The organism is Streptomyces sp. NPDC048417 (assembly GCF_040651615.1).
Lineage (GTDB): Bacteria > Actinomycetota > Actinomycetes > Streptomycetales > Streptomycetaceae > Streptomyces.
In genome coordinates this window covers 42,409-58,889 of record NZ_JBEZKI010000038.1, presented here as the reverse complement: position 1 = coordinate 58,889, position 16,481 = coordinate 42,409, and the positions used below count along the sequence as shown (strand labels likewise).

Annotated in this window: 16 protein-coding genes; 3 read left to right on the top strand and 13 right to left on the bottom strand. The window is 69.9% G+C overall.

From position 1 onward, the window contains the following. Positions 1–117: 117 nt before the first annotated feature. Complete coding sequence (locus AB0D59_RS42800; protein ID WP_362576692.1) at positions 118–2,163, bottom strand: APC family permease; 2,046 nt, start codon at positions 2,161–2,163, stop codon at positions 118–120. Positions 2,164–2,526: 363 nt separating this feature from the next. Here AB0D59_RS42800 and AB0D59_RS42795 point away from each other — a divergent pair, with 363 nt between their 5' ends. Then, a complete protein-coding gene (locus AB0D59_RS42795) occupies positions 2,527–3,198 on the top strand; it encodes a TrkA family potassium uptake protein (protein ID WP_362576690.1) in 672 nt (223 codons plus the stop codon). After that, positions 3,198–3,869 carry a TrkA family potassium uptake protein gene (locus tag AB0D59_RS42790; RefSeq protein ID WP_351710019.1) on the top strand — a complete coding sequence of 224 codons (672 nt, stop codon included), beginning with the start codon at positions 3,198–3,200 and terminating at the stop codon, positions 3,867–3,869. Before AB0D59_RS42795 ends, AB0D59_RS42790 begins: the two co-directional genes overlap by 1 nt. 146 nt (positions 3,870–4,015) lie before the next feature. On the opposite strand, the gene AB0D59_RS42785 is transcribed toward AB0D59_RS42790, so the two are convergent. The 8 genes from AB0D59_RS42785 to AB0D59_RS42750 all read right to left on the bottom strand — a co-directional run bounded on the left by AB0D59_RS42785 (position 4,016) and on the right by AB0D59_RS42750 (position 12,038). Continuing rightward, positions 4,016–4,771 carry a DUF3159 domain-containing protein gene (locus AB0D59_RS42785; RefSeq protein WP_362576688.1) on the bottom strand — a complete coding sequence of 252 codons (756 nt, stop codon included), beginning with the start codon at positions 4,769–4,771 and terminating at the stop codon, positions 4,016–4,018. Between the two features lie 3 nt (positions 4,772–4,774). Then, a complete protein-coding gene (locus AB0D59_RS42780) occupies positions 4,775–5,173 on the bottom strand; it encodes an OB-fold nucleic acid binding domain-containing protein (protein ID WP_351325771.1) in 399 nt (132 codons plus the stop codon). 191 nt (positions 5,174–5,364) lie between these two features. Continuing rightward, the gene (locus AB0D59_RS42775) at positions 5,365–6,051 is read right to left on the bottom strand and encodes a response regulator (protein ID WP_351710013.1); all 687 of its coding nucleotides are present in this window, start codon (positions 6,049–6,051) and stop codon (positions 5,365–5,367) included. Beyond that, positions 6,048–8,627: a sensor histidine kinase KdpD gene (locus AB0D59_RS42770; protein ID WP_362576687.1), complete on the bottom strand. Its 2,580-nt coding sequence runs from the start codon at positions 8,625–8,627 to the stop codon at positions 6,048–6,050. The genes AB0D59_RS42775 and AB0D59_RS42770 overlap by 4 nt, the downstream gene beginning before the upstream one ends. A 168-nt stretch (positions 8,628–8,795) precedes the next feature. Continuing rightward, on the bottom strand, positions 8,796–9,962 hold the full coding sequence (locus AB0D59_RS42765) for an alginate lyase family protein (RefSeq protein ID WP_362576686.1): 1,167 nt from the start codon (positions 9,960–9,962) through the stop codon (positions 8,796–8,798). A 165-nt stretch (positions 9,963–10,127) separates the two neighbouring features. Then, positions 10,128–10,892 (bottom strand): DUF3710 domain-containing protein, encoded by a 765-nt coding sequence (locus AB0D59_RS42760; protein ID WP_362576685.1) that lies wholly within the window; start codon positions 10,890–10,892, stop codon positions 10,128–10,130. Between the two features lies 1 nt (position 10,893). Continuing rightward, on the bottom strand, positions 10,894–11,457 hold the full coding sequence (gene dut, locus AB0D59_RS42755; protein ID WP_362576684.1) for a dUTP diphosphatase: 564 nt from the start codon (positions 11,455–11,457) through the stop codon (positions 10,894–10,896). Continuing rightward, entirely contained in the window at positions 11,454–12,038 is a 585-nt protein-coding gene (locus tag AB0D59_RS42750) for a PaaI family thioesterase (protein WP_362576683.1), read from the bottom strand. Before AB0D59_RS42750 ends, dut begins: the two co-directional genes overlap by 4 nt. A 58-nt stretch (positions 12,039–12,096) precedes the next feature. On the opposite strand from AB0D59_RS42750, the gene AB0D59_RS42745 reads away from it, so the two are divergent. Further along, positions 12,097–12,558, top strand: a complete 462-nt coding sequence (locus AB0D59_RS42745; protein ID WP_362576682.1) for a DUF3093 domain-containing protein — start codon at positions 12,097–12,099, stop codon at positions 12,556–12,558. A 28-nt stretch (positions 12,559–12,586) separates the two neighbouring features. On the opposite strand, the gene AB0D59_RS42740 is transcribed toward AB0D59_RS42745, so the two are convergent. The 4 genes from AB0D59_RS42740 to AB0D59_RS42725 form a co-directional block, all read right to left on the bottom strand. After that, positions 12,587–13,504, bottom strand: coding sequence for a hypothetical protein (locus tag AB0D59_RS42740; protein WP_362576681.1), 918 nt, complete (start codon positions 13,502–13,504; stop codon positions 12,587–12,589). 13 nt (positions 13,505–13,517) lie between these two features. Continuing rightward, complete coding sequence (locus tag AB0D59_RS42735) at positions 13,518–13,814, bottom strand: DUF4193 domain-containing protein (protein WP_005481602.1); 297 nt, start codon at positions 13,812–13,814, stop codon at positions 13,518–13,520. A 401-nt stretch (positions 13,815–14,215) separates the two neighbouring features. Next, the gene (locus tag AB0D59_RS42730; protein ID WP_362576759.1) at positions 14,216–15,475 is read right to left on the bottom strand and encodes a HAMP domain-containing sensor histidine kinase; all 1,260 of its coding nucleotides are present in this window, start codon (positions 15,473–15,475) and stop codon (positions 14,216–14,218) included. Between the two features lie 5 nt (positions 15,476–15,480). Then, positions 15,481–16,134 (bottom strand): response regulator transcription factor, encoded by a 654-nt coding sequence (locus AB0D59_RS42725; protein ID WP_351728548.1) that lies wholly within the window; start codon positions 16,132–16,134, stop codon positions 15,481–15,483. Positions 16,135–16,481: the final 347 nt, after the last annotated feature.

Here is a 16,481-nt window from a genome sequence, read left to right as displayed (position 1 = left end):
GGTCGCCGAAGCCGTCTGCCCACAGGCCGCACGGGCCTACGCAGCGCAGGCCCGCACAGGCCTACGCAGCACAGGCCCACGCAGGCCCACAGGCCTGCACGCGGCGCCTCCTCCCGCTCAGCCCCCGCTGTGCTCCTTCGGCCGGTGTTCGGCCGGCCCGCGCCGGACCGCGCCCGGTGCGTTCCAGTCCTGCCGCTTGCGGGCCCGGTTCCTCGCGACCTCCGAGGACTCCAGCTGGTAGGGCACCGAGGTGACCATGACACCCGGTGTGAACAGCAGCCGGCCCTTGAGGCGCAGGGCGCTCTGGTTGTGCAGCAGATGCTCGTACCAGTGGCCGACGACGTACTCCGGGATGATCACGGAGACCGCGTCCCGCGGGGACTGGGCGCGCAGGCTCTTGACGTACTCGATGATCGGCCGGGTGATCTCGCGGTAGGGCGAGTCGAGGACCTTCAGCGGCACGTCTATCCCGCGCCGCTCCCACTCCTCGCGCAGCGCCTTCGTCTCGGCCGGGTCGACGTTGACGGTGAGCGCCTCCAGGGTGTCCGAGCGCATCAGCTTGGCGTAGGCCAGGGCGCGCAGGGTGGGGCGGTGGATCTTGGAGATCAGGACGACCGAGTGCACGCGGGACGGCCGTACCAGGTCGTCGTCCGGCTCCTCGGGGGCCGAGATCTCCTCGGAGACCCGGTCGTAGTGCTTACGGATCGCGGTCATCGTCGCGTAGAAGATGCACATGCCGAGCAGCGCCACCCAGGCGCCGTGGGTGAACTTCGTGACCAGGACGACGACCAGCACCAGGCCGGTGAAGAAGGCGCCGAACGCGTTGATCGCGCGGGAGCGCATCATGTGGCTGCGCTTGGCCGGGTCCCTCTCGGTCGCCAGGTGGCGGTTCCAGTGCCGGACCATGCCGGTCTGGCTGAGCGTGAAGGACACGAACACACCGACGATGTACAGCTGGATGAGGCGGGTCGAGTCGGCGCCGTAGATGACCACCAGCAGGGCGGCGGCGCCGGCGAGCAGCACGATGCCGTTGGAGAAGGCGAGGCGGTCGCCGCGGGTGTGCAGCTGGCGCGGCAGGTAGCGGTCCTGGGCGAGGATCGAGCCGAGCAGCGGGAAGCCGTTGTACGCGGTGTTCGCCGCCAGGAACAGCACCAGGGCGGTCGCGGCGGCGAGCAGGATGAACAGGAAGCTGCCCTTGCCGAAGACGGCCTCGGCGACCTGGGAGATCACCGGGTTCTGGACGTAGCCGGAGCCGATCGCGACGCCGTTGTGGAGCAGGTCGGTGGCCGGGTTCTCGGCCATGCGGACCTTGGTGACCATGGCGAGCGCGATGATGCCGCAGAACATGGTGACCGCCAGCAGACCCATCGCGGCCAGCGTGGTCGCCGCGTTCTTCGACTTGGGCTTGCGGAAGGCCGGGACGCCGTTGGAGATCGCCTCGACACCGGTGAGCGCGGCACAGCCGGAGGAGAAGGCGCGCAGCAGCAGGAAGACCAGGGCGAAGCCGGCCAGGCCCTGGTGCTCGGCCTTGATGTGGTAGGCCGCGGTCGGCGCGCGCATCGTGTCCCCGAGGACGAGGCCCCGGAACGCGCCCCACGCGATCATGATGAAGACGCCGCCGACGAACACGTAGGTCGGGATCGCGAAGAGCTTGCCGGACTCCTTCACCCCGCGCAGGTTCATCAGGGTCAGCAGAACGATCACGGTGACCGCGCAGAAGACCTTGTGCTCGACCACGAAGGGGATCGCCGAGCCGAGGTTCTCGATGCCGGAGGCGATGGAGACGGCGACGGTCAGGACGTAGTCGACGAGCAGGGCGCTGGCCACGGTGAGGCCGGCCTTGGGGCCGAGGTTGGTGGTGGCGACCTCGTAGTCGCCGCCGCCGCTCGGGTAGGCGTGCACGTTCTGCCGGTAGGAGGCGACCACCGTGAACATCAGCACGACGACCGCGACGGCGATCCAGGGGCTGAAGTGGTACGCCGACACGCCCGCGATGGACAGGACCAGCAGGACCTCCCCCGGCGCGTAGGCGACGGAGGACAGCGGGTCGGAGGCGAAGACGGGGAGTGCGATGCGCTTCGGCAGGAGTGTTTCGCCCAGCCGGTCACTGCGCAGAGCGCGCCCGATCAGGATCCGTTTGGGCACGTCGGTCAGTTTGGACACGAGAGAGGATCGTAGGCCTTCCACCTGGCAGGTCTCCAGCCGCAGTACGGGATCTGCCTCCCGAGTGAAAAAAGTGACGGTCGGAACTGCGGATTCCGCAGCTTACGTCCGATCCGTGCCTAGATGACAGACCCCGCCTGTCGTCGCACTTCGGAGGTCTCATGCCCGCGACCGCAGAACTGATCGGCGCCACGCTGGCCCTCGTCGGCCTCGGAATCCTCACTGCCTGGAGCGTGCGCAGCATCACTCGCCGATGAGCATGACCAAGGGGTGCCCAGCCTGGACGGTGCGTGTGTAGCTTGGGCCTCGGTCTGAGACCCTGATGGGGCTGAGCAGTAACTTTTGGACACCGGAAGGACGGTCGTGCACATCGTCATCATGGGCTGCGGCAGAGTGGGTTCCGCTCTCGCCCAGACCCTGGAGCAACAGGGGCACACGGTCGCCGTGATCGACCAGGACCCCACCGCCTTCCGCAGGCTGGGCCCGGGGTTCGGCGGCCGCCGGGTCACCGGGGTCGGCTTCGACCAGGACACCCTGCGCGAGGCGGGCATCGAGGAGGCCGGCGCCTTCGCCGCCGTCTCCAGCGGTGACAACTCGAACATCATCTCGGCCCGGGTGGCCCGCGAGATGTTCGGTGTGGAGAACGTCGCGGCCCGCATCTACGATCCGCGCCGCGCCGAGGTCTACCAGCGCCTCGGCATCCCGACCGTCGCCACGGTCCGCTGGACCGCCGACCAGATGCTGCGCCGGCTGCTGCCCTCGGGTGCGGAGCCGCTGTGGCGCGACCCCACCGGCGGGGTCCAGCTCGCCGAGGTGCACGCCTCCCCGAAGTGGGTCGGCCACAAGATCAGCACGCTCCAGGAGGAGACCGGCGTCCGGGTCGCGTTCCTCACCCGGCTCGGTGAGGCGATGCTGCCCAGCTCGCAGACGGTGCTGCAGGAGGGCGATCTGGTGCATGTGATGATGCGGACGGACGACGTCGACAAGGTCGAGGCCGCCTTCGCCGGGGGTCCGGAAGAGGAGAGCGGTCACTGATGAGGGTCGCCATTGCCGGAGCCGGCGCCGTCGGCCGCTCGATCGCGGGCGAGTTGCTGGAGAACGGCCACGAGGTCCTGCTGATCGACAAGGCCCCGACCGCCATCTCGGTCGAGCGGGTCCCGCAGGCGGAGTGGCTGCTCGCCGACGCCTGTGAGATCACCTCCCTGGACGAGGCGGCGCTGCAGCGCTGCAACGTCGTGATCGCCGCGACGGGCGACGACAAGGTGAACCTGGTCGTCTCGCTCCTCGCGAAGACGGAGTACGGCGTTCCGCGCGTCGTCGCCCGGGTCAACAACCCGAAGAACGAGTGGCTGTTCAACGAGGCCTGGGGCGTGGACGTCGCCGTCTCGACGCCCCGTCTGATGTCCGCCCTGGTCGAGGAGGCGGTGAGCGTCGGCGACCTGGTCCGGCTGCTCCGCTTCAGCCACGGCGACGCCAACCTGGTGGAGCTGACCCTGCCCGAGGAGTCGGCCCTGGCCGGCACCCAGGTCGGCGACGTGGAATGGCCCGAGGACACCTCCCTGGTCACGATCATCCGCGGCACCCGGGTTCTCACCCCCTCCCGCGAGGACTCCCTGGAGGCGGGCGACGAACTCCTCTTCGTCGCCGCCCAGGCCCGCGAGGAACAGCTGGAGGACCTGCTGTCGGTACGGCGGGAAGACGTCTGAGGCGGCGCAGAAAGCTCTGTGGCAGCGCAGGAAGTTCTGAGGCGGCGCAGGAAGCTCTGACGCGGCGCAGGAAGCTCTGACGCGGCGCAGGAAGAAGGGCGCCCTCCGTAGCGGAGGGCGCCCTTCTCTCGTATCCGGGTTCCCGCCTACTTGCGGTACCGTCCGCCGGAGGGCTCGCCGCTCTCCGCGGCCAGCGCGGCCTTGCGCTCCTCCTCGGCCTTCTCCTCCGCCTCCATCTCGGCGAAGACGTCGATCGGCGCCGGCGCCTTCGCCAGGAACACCCAGGTGAGCCAGACGGCGAGCAGGAACGGCGGGATCTTCAGCGCGACCAGCACCCAGCCGAGCTGGGCCGTGTTGGCCCACCAGTACAGCGGGAAGAGGATCGCGCACTTGGCGAGCAGGATCAGGCCCCAGGCCCAGCTGGCCTTGGCGTACGCCTTCTTGCGGCCGGGGTTACGGGTGCGCCAGGAGAGGTTCTCCTTGAAGACCGGGCCGAGGATCAGGCCGATCAGCGGCACCCCGCACAGCGTGGTGATGATGTAGGCCACGGCCAGGCCCAGCGTGTAGAGCATGCCGGGCAGGTAGAAGTCCTTGGCGTTGCCGGTCATCATCGCGAAGACGACACCGAAGGCGACGCCGAAGACCCCGCTGAAGGCGTGCTTGACGGTGTCCCTCATGGCCAGGCGGACCACGACCAGCACCACGGAGACCGCGAGGGCGGCGATCGCCGACCAGTGCAGGTCCTTGTTGATGGTGAAGATCGTGACGAACAGCAGGCCGGGCAGCACCGTCTCGACCATGCCGCGCACGCCGCCGAAGGCCTCGAACAGCGCGGCCTCGGTCACCGCCCGCGCATCGTCCTCCGCCTGAGTGTCTTCGGTCGGCTTGTCGAGCGACGTCACCGGCTACTCCCTACCAAGGGGTCTCAGTTCGTACTTGGGGTTGAACAGCACCCGGCGGCCCCGGCTCAGCGAGATCCGGCCCGATGCGATCAGCCTGCGCCCCGGTTCTATGCCCACGATGGAGCGCCTGCCGAGCCACACCACGTCCAGTGCCGCGGAGCCGTCGAACAGCTCGGCCTCCAGGGCCGGGACTCCGGCGCGCGGCCGCAGGGTGACCGTGCGCAAGGTACCAGTAACGGTGACGATCTGCCGGTCCTGACAGTCGCCGATCCGGATGCAGCCCGCCGTGTCGGCGTCCTCGCGCAGTTCCTCGGACTCCAGGTCCTCCTGCGACGAGGACAGCCGGCCCAGCATGCGCCGGAACCGGCCGGCCGGCTTTTCGGAACGAGGAACAGCACTCATGTCTGAAGCGTACCGGGGCTCACCGACACTGCCGTAGTCCAGCTCACGCCCCGGACTCGCTTCCCGAACCGGCCGCCCGGCTCACTTCGCGAACCGGTACCCCGTCCCGGCTCAGTGATGCCGCATCCCCACGGGGGACGCTGTACCTGATTGCCGCTGCGCGGCGGGCCGGGCCTCCGGCCGCCCCCGGCTCATTTCTCGAACCGGTACCCCATCCCCGGCTCAGTGATGAAGTGCTTGGGGTGCGAGGGGTCCGCCTCCAGCTTCCGGCGCAGCTGTGCCATGTACACGCGTAGATAGTTGGTCTCCGTCCCGTACGACGGTCCCCACACCTCCTGCAGCAGCTGCTTCTGGCTGACCAGCCGGCCGGTGTTGCGGACCAGCACCTCCAGCAGATGCCACTCCGTGGGGGTCAGCCGGACGTCCCTGCCGGCCCGGTTGACCTTCTTCGCGGCCAGGTCGACGGTGAACCCCTCGGTCTCCACCAGCACGTCGTCCTCGCCGCCCCCGGCGACCGGCTCGGCACGGCGCACGGCGGCCCGCAGCCGGGCCAGCAGCTCGTCCATGCCGAAGGGCTTGGTGACGTAGTCGTCGGCGCCCGCGTCGAGCGCCTCGACCTTCTCGTCGGAGGAGTGGCGGGCGGAGAGCACCAGGATCGGCACCCGGGTCCAGCCGCGCAGCCCCTTGATCACCTCGACGCCGTCCATGTCGGGCAGGCCGAGGTCGAGGACGACCACGTCGGGGTGGCGGGAGGCGGCCAGTTCGAGGGCGGTACGGCCGTCGGGGGCCGCGTCGACCTCGTACTTGCGCGCCTTGAGGTTGATCACGAGGGCGCGCACGATCTGCGGCTCGTCGTCGACCACGAGCACACGGGTCATGAGGCCTGCCTTTCCGGTTCTGCCGCGGCCTGTGCTGCTGCTTCCGCCACGGGTTCTGCTGCTGCGGTGACCGATCCTGCCGCGCGAAGGGTGAGGACCATGGTGAGGCCGCCACCGGGCGTGTCCTCGGCGTTGAGGGTGCCGCCCATCGCCTCGGTGAAGCCCCGGGCGACCGCGAGCCCCAGACCGACCCCGGCGCCGCGCGGAGCGTCACCGTAGCGCTGGAAGGGCTCGAATATGCGTTCCTTGGCATCGTCGGGCACGCCGGGGCCGCGGTCCACGATCCGCAGCTCCACGCGGTCGGCGATGGCGCTGGCGGACACCAGAACCACACTGCCGGGCCGGTCGGGCGGGCTGTACTTGACGGCGTTCTCGACCAGGTTGGCCACCGACCGCTCCAGGAGCCCGGCGTCGGCCTCGACCATGGGCAGGGTCTCGGGGACGTCCAGCTCGACGCTGCCCTCGTCCACCCCGACCAGCGCCATCGGGACCACCTCGTCGAGGTCGATCTCCCGGACGATCGGGGTGACGGTGCCGGTCTGCAGGCGGGACATGTCGAGCAGGTTGCCGACGAGGTGGTTGAGCCGGTCGGCGCCCTCCTCGATGCCCTCCAGCAGCTCCGCCCGGTCCTCCTCGGACCACTCCACGTCGTCCGATCGCAGCGACGACACCGCCGCCTTGATCCCGGCGAGCGGGGTGCGCAGATCATGGCTGACGGCGGCCAGCAGGGCCGTACGGATCCGGTTGCCCTCGGCGAGCGCGCGGGCCTGCTCGGCCTCCTCCTGAAGCCGCCTGCGATCCAGTACGACGGCTGCCTGGGCGGCGAAGGCGGCGAGCACCCGGCGGTCTTCGGCGGGCAGCACCCGGCCGGTCAGCGCGAGGGCCATGTGGTCGCCTATGGGCACGTCGACGTCGGCGTCCTCGGGCCGCCGCAGGGCGGGTCCGACGCCGGCCCGGCCCGCGCAGCTCCACGGCTGGACGTCGGCCGCCCGTTCCAGGAGGGCGGCGGAATCCATGCCGAAGGTCTCCCGGACCCGCTCGAGCAGTTCCTCCAGGCTGGTCTCGCCGCGCAGCACGTTGCCGGCGAGGAAGGAGAGGATCTCGGACTCGGCACGCAGCCGGGCCGCCTGGTGGGTGCGCCGGGCGGCGAGGTCGACGACCGAGGCGACGGACAGCGCGACCCCGAAGAAGATCACGATGGCCACGATGTTCTTCGGATCGGCGATGGTCAGCCGGTGCAGGGGCGGGGTGTAGAAGTAGTTCAGCAGCAGGGACCCGAAGGCCGCCGAGGCCAGCGCCGGGAAGAGCCCGCCGAGCAGCGCGGCCGCGACCGTGAGGGTCAGGAAGAGCAGCATGTCGTTGGCGAGGCCGAGGTCGACGGTGTTCAGCAGCACCGCCATGACGGCCGGGCCGACCAGGCCGACCAGCCAGCCCGCGATGATCCGGCCGCGCCCGAGCCGGGCGCCCCGGGCCACCGGCAGCCCGCGTCCCTTGGCGACCTCCTCGTGGGTGACGATGTGGACGTCCAGGTCGGGTCCCGACTCGCGGGCGACCGTGGCGCCGACGCCGGGCCCGAGGACGTACTGCCAGGCCTTGCGGCGGGAGGAGCCGAGCACGATCTGGGTGGCGTTGACCCCGCGCGCGAAGTCGAGCAGGGCTGCGGGGATGTCCTCGCCGACGACCTGGTGGAAGGTGCCGCCGAGGTCCTCGACCAGGGTGCGCTGGACGGCGAGTTCCTTCGGGGAGGCCGAGGTCAGGCCGTCGCTGCGGGATATGTAGACGGCGAGGACCTCGCCGCCGGCGCCCTTCTCGGCGAGCCGCGCGGCCCGCCGGATCAGCGTGCGCCCCTCGGGCCCGCCGGTGAGCCCGACGACGATCCGTTCCCGTGAGCCCCAGATCGCGGAGACCCGGTGCTCGTTGCGGTACTGCTTCAGGTACTCGTCGACCCGGTCGGCCACCCACAGCAGCGCCAGCTCGCGCAGGGCGGTGAGGTTTCCGGGGCGGAAGTAGTTGGAGAGGGCCGCGTCGACCTTGTCCGACTGGTAGATGTTGCCGTGTGCCATGCGCCGGCGCAGCGCCTGGGGCGACATGTCGACCAGCTCGATCTGGTCCGCGCGCCGTACCACCTCGTCGGGCACGGTCTCGCGCTGGCGCACTCCCGTGATGGACTCGACGACATCGCCGAGGGACTCCAGGTGCTGGATGTTGACGGTCGAGACGACGTCGATCCCGGCCGCCAGCAGTTCCTCGACGTCCTGCCAGCGCTTGGCGTTGCGGGAGCCGGGGATGTTGGTGTGGGCGAGTTCGTCCACCAGGGCGACGGCGGGGGCGCGGTGCAGCACGGCGTCCACGTCCATCTCCGTGAACAGGGCGTCCCGGTACTCCAGCTCCTTGCGCGGGACCTGCTCCAGGCCGTGCAGCATCACCTCGGTGCGCTGCCGGTCGTGGTGCTCGACGAAGGCGACCACGCAGTCGGTGCCGCGCTCCACGCGCCGGTGGGCCTCGGAGAGCATGGCGTAGGTCTTGCCCACGCCCGGTGCCGCACCGAGATAGATCCGAAGCTTGCCGCGTGCCATGGTCCCATTGTCTTCCGCTTACTGCCGCCTACGCAGCGTCGACCTTACGGCCAACAATCCGGGCGAATGAGACAGGCGGTTCGACGGCGGGCATCTTTGACGGAACCCTGATGTGCCCCGCGGGCCTCCCTGAGGGCACCGCGGGGCACCGGGCGGGCACCAGGGGGCTCAGTTGGGGTTGTCACCGTGGGTGAGGGTCTCCCAGGCGACGAAGAGGTTGTTGGTGCCCGCGGGACGGTTGTTCTGGGTGAGCGTCTGGGTGTTGGACATGGCGATGCCCAGCCGGTTGTGGAGGGCGTTGTAGCCGACCTCGGTGACGGGCCCGAGGCCGAGGGTCAGGGAGCCGCCGCAGAGCCAGCTGGGGACGGCGGTGCCCAGCTGGTACTTGGACTGGAAGCCGAGCGCCTGCCGCAGCCGCTCGCCGACGTCGGTGCCGTAGAGGTCCTGGCCCTGGATCCGGCTGGTCTCGGCGACGTGCGAGATCGAGGAGATGCCGTAGCCGGTGTGCGTGAAGTCCCGGCAGGTCTCCTGGGTGAGGCCGGTGACGAAGGTGGACTGGCCCTGCCAGTAGGAGACGATCTTGGCGGTGGTGTCGAGGTTCTGGCTGGGCACGGTCTTCGGCACCGACCCGTCGGAGGCCAGGTAGACATAGGCGGCCGTGCGGGTGCGGAACTTGGCCATGGCCGTGTCGTACGACGCCTTGTCCTCCAGGAAGACGGAGATGCCGACGGCGGCCTCCATCATCGTCAGCTCCCAGTTGCCGTTGGAGTTGGAGCCCTTGATGACGGTGGGGAGGTAGACGTTGCGCAGCATGGTGGCGAAGCGGGCCTCGTTCGCCCAGGTGCCGGTGTAGGTGTACCTGATGATCTCGGCGGCCTTGGGCCAGGAGGAGCCGGCCCAGCCGGTCTGCAGGGGCGCGTTGCTGTTGGTGTGACTGGTGATGGTGGCCGACCAGGCGTCCATGATCTGGATGGCCTTCTGGGCGTAGCGGGCGTCCTTGGTGATGTACCAGGCGAGGGCGTCGGTGTAGGCGGCGATCGCGTCCTCGCGCTCGTCGGTGCAGCCGTAGTTGGGGTTCGAGTACGACCCGCACTCGACCGTCGCCCTGGGTGCGGGCGTCCGGTTCAGGTCGGCGTACTTGCTGGCCATCATCTGGTCGTAGGCCGCCTTCCAGGGCTGGGCGCCGGCCAGTACCTCGGTGCGGGCGAAGTCCAGCTGGGCCCTGGAGACGGTGACCCCGGGATGGACGAAGGTGGCGGGGGCGGCCTGGGCCGGCCAGGAAAGGGCTCCGAGGACGAGGGCGACGACGGCCGCGAGGAGTCCGGTTCTGCGCATACCTGAAGGCCTCTCGTTCATGTGGGTGAACGTGAAGCGCCTTTATGAACGGCGCGTTGAGCCGTGACCGTAGGTACAGACCAATGCGCCGTCAAGGGGGTGCGCACACAAAAGAGCCGCACCCCGAAGGGTGCGGCTCTCGAACGGCTCTCCCGGGCGGAGCGCCTAGCGGACCTCGGTGATCTCCGGTCCGCGCTGGAGCTGGCCCATGCCGCCGGAGAAGCGCGAGGACTCCTCCTGCTGCTGGACGCCCTCGGGGACCATCTGGGCGTCATTCGGCAGCTTCAGGACGATCGGGTCACGGGGGGCCATCGGGCCCTCGCCGCGGACCACGACGGTGTCCCGGAAGATCTGCTCCAGGAGCCCGGCGGCCTGCGGCTGCACCGCGCCCTGCCCGGAGATCACACCCCGCAGGAACCAGCGCGGACCGTCCACACCGACGAACCGCACGACCTGGAAGCCGCCCGTGCCGTCCGGCAGCTGCACCGGCACCTGGGCGCGCAGCTCCCAGCCCAGCGGACCCTCGACCTCGTCGACGATGCCGCCCTGCTGGGTGATGCCGGAGCCGATCTCCTCGCGCACCTCGCCCCAGATGCCCTCGCGCTTGGGAGCTGCGAAGGCCTGCAACTGCACGGCGCTGTCCTTGAGCACCACGGTCGCCGCGACGATCGCGTCGCCCGCGACCTCGACCCGCAGCTCCATGCCGTCGACGCCGGGCACGAACAGCCCGCCGAGATCCACCCGGCCCTCACCCGGCTCGCGCACCTCGGAGTCGTCCCACGGCCCGTCGGGCCGGGGCTCCGGTTCCAGGCGTACGCGCGCGCGCTCGCCCTCTTCCTCGTCCGCCTCGGTGCCGACGCTGTCGACGACCTGCTCGGCCTCGCCGGCCGCGTCCTCGGCGGCACCCTTCTTGTTGCGACGTCCGAACACGTCACTGTCCTTCCCGGTCGGATACGACCGAAGCGTATCGATTCCCACCCGTCCGGCCACCGTCGGCGGCCTGACCGCTTGTGCCGCTCACGTCGCCCACCGCGGCATGCCCGCCGGTGGACCCGAAGCCCCCCTCGGCCCGCGCTGAGCCGGGAAGCTCCGCCACCTCCTGGAAGCGGACCTTCTCGACCTGCTGGACGACCAGTTGGGCAATCCGGTCGAAGCGCTCGAACCGCACGGCCTCGCGCGGGTCGAGATTCACCACGATCACCTTGATCTCCCCACGGTACCCGGCATCAATCGTCCCTGGGGCATTCACGAGGGCCACACCGCACCGGGCGGCGAGCCCCGAACGAGGGTGTACGAAGGCCGCGTACCCATCCGGGAGGGCGATCGACACCCCCGTGGGCAGTACGACCCGTTCGCCGGGCTTCAGCTCGCACGCCTCGGTGGTACGCAGATCGGCTCCCGCGTCACCGGGGTGCTCGTACGCCGGAAGCGGTACGCCGGGGTCGACACGGCGGATGAGCACGTCGAGAGGGCTCACTGGGGATGCGGGGTTCACGGGTTCACCTCGAAGGCGCGGGTGCGCCGGATCTGGTCCGGGTCGTTCATGGCGGCCTTGATCTCTTCCTCGCGGCCGTTGTCGACGAAGTGCTCGACCGGTACCTCCACGAAGAGGGCGTCGGCACGGACGGCGACGGGTCCGCCGGGGCCGTCCAGGCGCCCGGTGGCGGTCGAGTAGATCTTCCGGCCGGCCACCGCGACGACCTCAGCCGCCAGGTACAGCGTGGTGCCCACGGGCACCGGCCGTACGAAGTCGGTCTCCAGCCGTCCGGTGACGGCGATCTTCCGCAGCAGCCAGTTCAGCGAGCCGAGCGTCTCGTCGAGGGCGGTGGCGAGGACACCGCCGTGCGCGAGGCCGGGGGCGCCCTGGTGGGCGGCCCGCACGGTGAACTCGGCGGTGAGGGAGACCCCCTCGCCGGCCCGTACCTCCAGATGCAGCCCGTGCGCGTGCTCGCGGCCGCACCCGAAACACTGTTCGTAGTGGGCGCCGATGAGCTCACCGGGCACGGGAGCGTCGGGATGCCGCACCGGTTTCCGGGCACTGGCGGGAGGCTGAAGAGCTGCGGAACTACCACTCACAGCCGCAGACCTTACCCGCGCGTCCGGTGAATCCGGACACCGTGCCAAGCTTGGCTCCATGCAGCTCTCCGCCACCCCGTACGAAGAACGCCTCACGGCCCCCCGGTCGTGGTGGTTCCTCAGCTTCCTGATCGGCGTCTCGTGCGCCCTGGTCCTGCTTCCCTTCGGCACTCTGCCGACGCTGGGCGGCCTGGTGGGCGGCACGGCGGCGGCAGCGGTGGTGGCCAGTTCGTACGGCTCCCCGCGCATCCGGGTGGTGGGCGACTCGCTGATCGCCGGGGAGGCGAAGATCCCGGTGTCCGCCCTGGGCGCCTCCGAGGTCCTGGACCCGGAGGAGGCGCGCGCCTGGCGCACGTACAAGGCCGACGTCCGCGCCTTCCTCCTGCTGCGCGCCTACATCCCCGGGGCCCTGCGCGTGGAGGTCACGGACCCTGCGGACCCGACGCCGTACCTGTACCTGTCGACGCGGGAGCCGGAGGCTCTGGCGGCGGCGATCGAGGCTGCGAAGCAGGCCCAGTAGGCCCGGTCGGTCCCTCAGCCGGCCGGCGTCAGCCTCCGAAGTCCTCGGGCAGCTCGGCGATCGGCAGCGGCTCCGCCGGCTTCTCCAGCGGCGGCAGCTCGGGCAGTTCCTCCCACGGCACCTGGATCTTCCTCAGGTCCGCCCGGATCCGCGCCGCGAGCTTCTTGGTGTCCCGGCGGTTCATGACCGCGCCCACCGCGGCGCCCACCATGAACGGCATCAGGTTGGGCAGGTCCCGCACCATCCGCTTCATGATCTGCTGGCGCAGCTCGCGCTTCATGTGCCCGCCGAGGGCACCGTTGATCGTCGACGGCTTCATCACGTCGATCCCACGCTCCCCCGACCAGGAGGACAGATACGCGGTGCTGCGGGCCTTCAGGTTTCCCGGCGGCCGCACGCCGTAGACCTCGTGGAGCTCGGCGATGAGCTTCAGCTCGATCGCCGCGACCCCGGTGATCTCCGCGGCCAGCTCGGTCGGCATCGCCGGCGGCACCGGCAGCATCGCCGCCGCGCCGACCCCGGCCCCGACCGCCGAGGTCGCACCCGCCGCGCCCGCCACGAGCTTGTCGGCGAGCTGCTCGGGTCCGAGGTCCGGGAACTGCCGACGGAGGGACGCGAGGTCGCGTACGGGGACACGCGGGGCGATCTCGATGATCCGGTCCGCGAGGTAGGCCAGCCCCGCTCTCGCCCGGCTGCCGCCCTTACGGGCGCCTTCCCGGGCCAGATTCACGGCCCTGTCACGGATGACCCCGGCCCGTCGCCGTGCGACGGGCGCGGGCTGATCCGCCGGCGCCGGGAGGTCACCCCGGTCGGCCGCCGGTTCGAGCGAGGCTCCCGGATCGGATGAGCCTCGCTCGTCGTCACGCGCGCGTGGGCCGTCGGACGGCCCCGAGTCCGCTCCCGGAAGAGAGAAGCGGCGCCTCCGAGGTGGGGTCGAGCCAGTCATGCCCGACCCCTCCTCAGTCGCAGTCGCGGCAGATCGGCTGACCGTTCTTCTCCCGGGCCAGCTGGCTGCGGTGGTGCACCAGGAAGCAGCTCATGCAAGTGAACTCGTCCTGCTGCTTGGGCAGCACCCGGACGGCCAGCTCCTCGTTCGAGAGGTCCGCGCCGGGCAGCTCCAGGCCTTCGGCGGCCTCGAACTCGTCCACGTCCACTGCGGACGTGGACTTGTCGTTCCTCCGAGCCTTCAGCTCTTCAAGGCTGTCCGAGTCGACGTCATCGTCGGTCTTGCGTGGAGTGTCGTAATCGGTTGCCATGTCGCTCTCCCCCTCTGGGTGTCTGCGGTGTCTCCAGCGCACGTAACGCGTGAGAGGCCGGACTTGTGCCCGACCCGAGGCGGAGATTTTGCCTCACATCAAGGTCTGTTACTCAATCGACACCCAACCGGATCCCCCAAGAGTGATCGGGTTGAATGGCGATGGGGACCGTACACGGTTCTCACGAGACACCTCAAAGGCGCCTCACCCTGTACTTCCCGTGATCAAGACCCCTGAAAACAGGGATTTTCCCGGCTTTATTCCCCTAGTCATGATCACGGAGAGTATATGGCCGGAAAACCGCCCCTGTGATCGATCACTCAAGGGGTACCACGCCACCCCGAGAGAAAATTCCGCGCAAAGCGAACACCCTCCGCGTGTGTCGCGATCTTGTAACGGCATCAGGTAGGCAGGGTGACTCTCATCACGAGCCCACCGCCCTCACGGGGCTGAGCCGCGATGTGGCCGCCGTGCGCCCGGGCCACGGACCGGACGATGGACAGACCGAGGCCGACGCCCTTGTCGCTGCCCGTGCGGTCGGTACGGAGCCGCCTGAAGGGCTCGAACAGGTTGTCGATCTCGTACGCCGGCACCACTGGGCCGGTGTTCGCGACGGACAGTACCGCCTGGCCGTGCTGGATCTCGGTGTCGACCTCGACCCAGCCCTCCTCGGGCACGTTGTAGCGCACCGCATTCTGCACCAGGTTCAGCGCGATCCGCTCCAGCAGGACGCCGTTGCCCTGCACGACCGCCGGCTTCCGCACGCCCCGGATGGTCACGCCCTTGGCCTCCGCCTCGGCGTGCACCTGGTCGACGGCCTGGGTGGCCACCTCGGCCAGGTCGACCGGTTTGCGCTCGACGATCTGGTTGTCGCTGCGGGCGAGCAGCAGCAGGCCCTCCACGAGCTGCTCGCTGCGTTCGTTGGTGGCCAGCAGGGTCTTGCCGAGCTGTTGCAGCTCCATGGGCGCGCCCGGGTCCGAGAGGTGCACCTCCAGGAGCGTGCGATTGATCGCCAGTGGCGTGCGCAGCTCATGGGAGGCGTTGCCGACGAAACGCTGCTGGGCGGTGAAGGCCCGTTGCAGTCGCTCCAGCATGTCGTCGAAGGTGTCCGCGAGTTCCTTGAGCTCGTCGTCCGGGCCGTCCAGCTCGATCCGGCGGGACAGGTCCGAGCCGGCCACCGCGCGGGCGGTGCGGGTGATCCGGCCGAGCGGGGACAGCACCCGTCCGGCCATCGCGTAGCCGAACGCGAAGGCGATCACGGCGAGGCCGAGCAGGGCCAGCAGCGAACGGCTCAGCAGGTCGTCCAGGGCGGCTTGGCGCTGGTGGTCCACGCAGTGGGCGATCGCGTTGTTGAAGTCCTGCAGCGACAGGGTGGCCGTGCCGCTGGCCATGTTGATGGCGGGGCAGTTGTCGCTGGAGACCTGGAGATCCGAGTATTTGACGATCTTGAACAGCGGCTGGTTGCCGGTGCTGATCGCCTGTGCCGCGAGCAGGTAGATGATCGAGAGCAGCAGGATGCCGGCGATCAGGAACATGCCGCCGTACAGCAGCGTGAGCCGTATGCGGATGGTGGGGCGCAGCCACGGGAAGACGGGCTGTGGCCTCCGGGGGTCCCAGGTGGGCTTGGGGGGCGCTTGCGGAGGTGCGGGAGTGGTGGCCACGGTCATCAGATCCGGTAACCCGAGCCGGGGACGGTGACGATCACGGCGGGCTCGCCCAGCTTGCGGCGCAGCGTCATCACGGTCACCCGCACGACGTTGGTGAACGGGTCCGTGTTCTCGTCCCAGGCCTTCTCGAGGAGCTGCTCGGCGGAGACCACCGCGCCCTCGCTGCGCATCAGCACCTCCAGGACCGCGAACTCCTTGGGCGCGAGCTGGACCTCCTTGCCGTCGCGGAAGACCTCGCGGCGGTTCGGGTCGAGCTTGATGCCGGCGCGCTCCAGGACCGGGGGCAGCGGCACGCTGGTACGGCGGCCGAGGGCACGCACGCGTGCGATCAGCTCGCTGAACGCGAAGGGCTTGGGAAGGTAGTCGTCGGCGCCGATCTCCAGGCCCTCCACGCGGTCGCTGACGTCGCCGGACGCGGTGAGCATCAGCACGCGCGTGGGCATGCCGAGCTCGACGATCCTGCGGCAGACGTCGTCGCCGTGCACGAGGGGGAGGTCGCGGTCGAGGACGACCACGTCGTAGTCGTTGACGCCGATGCGCTCCAGGGCGGCCGCACCGTCGTACACGACGTCGACGGCCATGGCCTCCCGGCGCAGTCCGGTGGCCACCGCATCGGCGAGCAGTTGCTCGTCCTCGACGACGAGTACGCGCACGTCGCTTGTCCTTCCTCTGTCCACCCGCGTAGCGCGCACCGGCGCACGTGGGCAGGGGTCTCCATGGGGTGTGTGGCCTCCATCCTGCCCTTTTCGGCCATAAGTCGGCAGTAAGGCGGCGGCGGGGGCGGTCGGATCGATGCCGCCGGGCGGGAATGCGAGATTTTCTGTTCCGGTTAGGTTTCCACGGAAGGGAGCGAGGGGAGGACGGCATGTACACCCCGCGATCACGCTCTGCATGTGCCGCAGCACCATGCGGTACGTACGTCGCCGCTACAGCAGAGTGGACGATGGGGGTGTCCGGCACCGTCGCCGCCCAGCAGGGCAGCGCTGGGCACCCGCGAGAG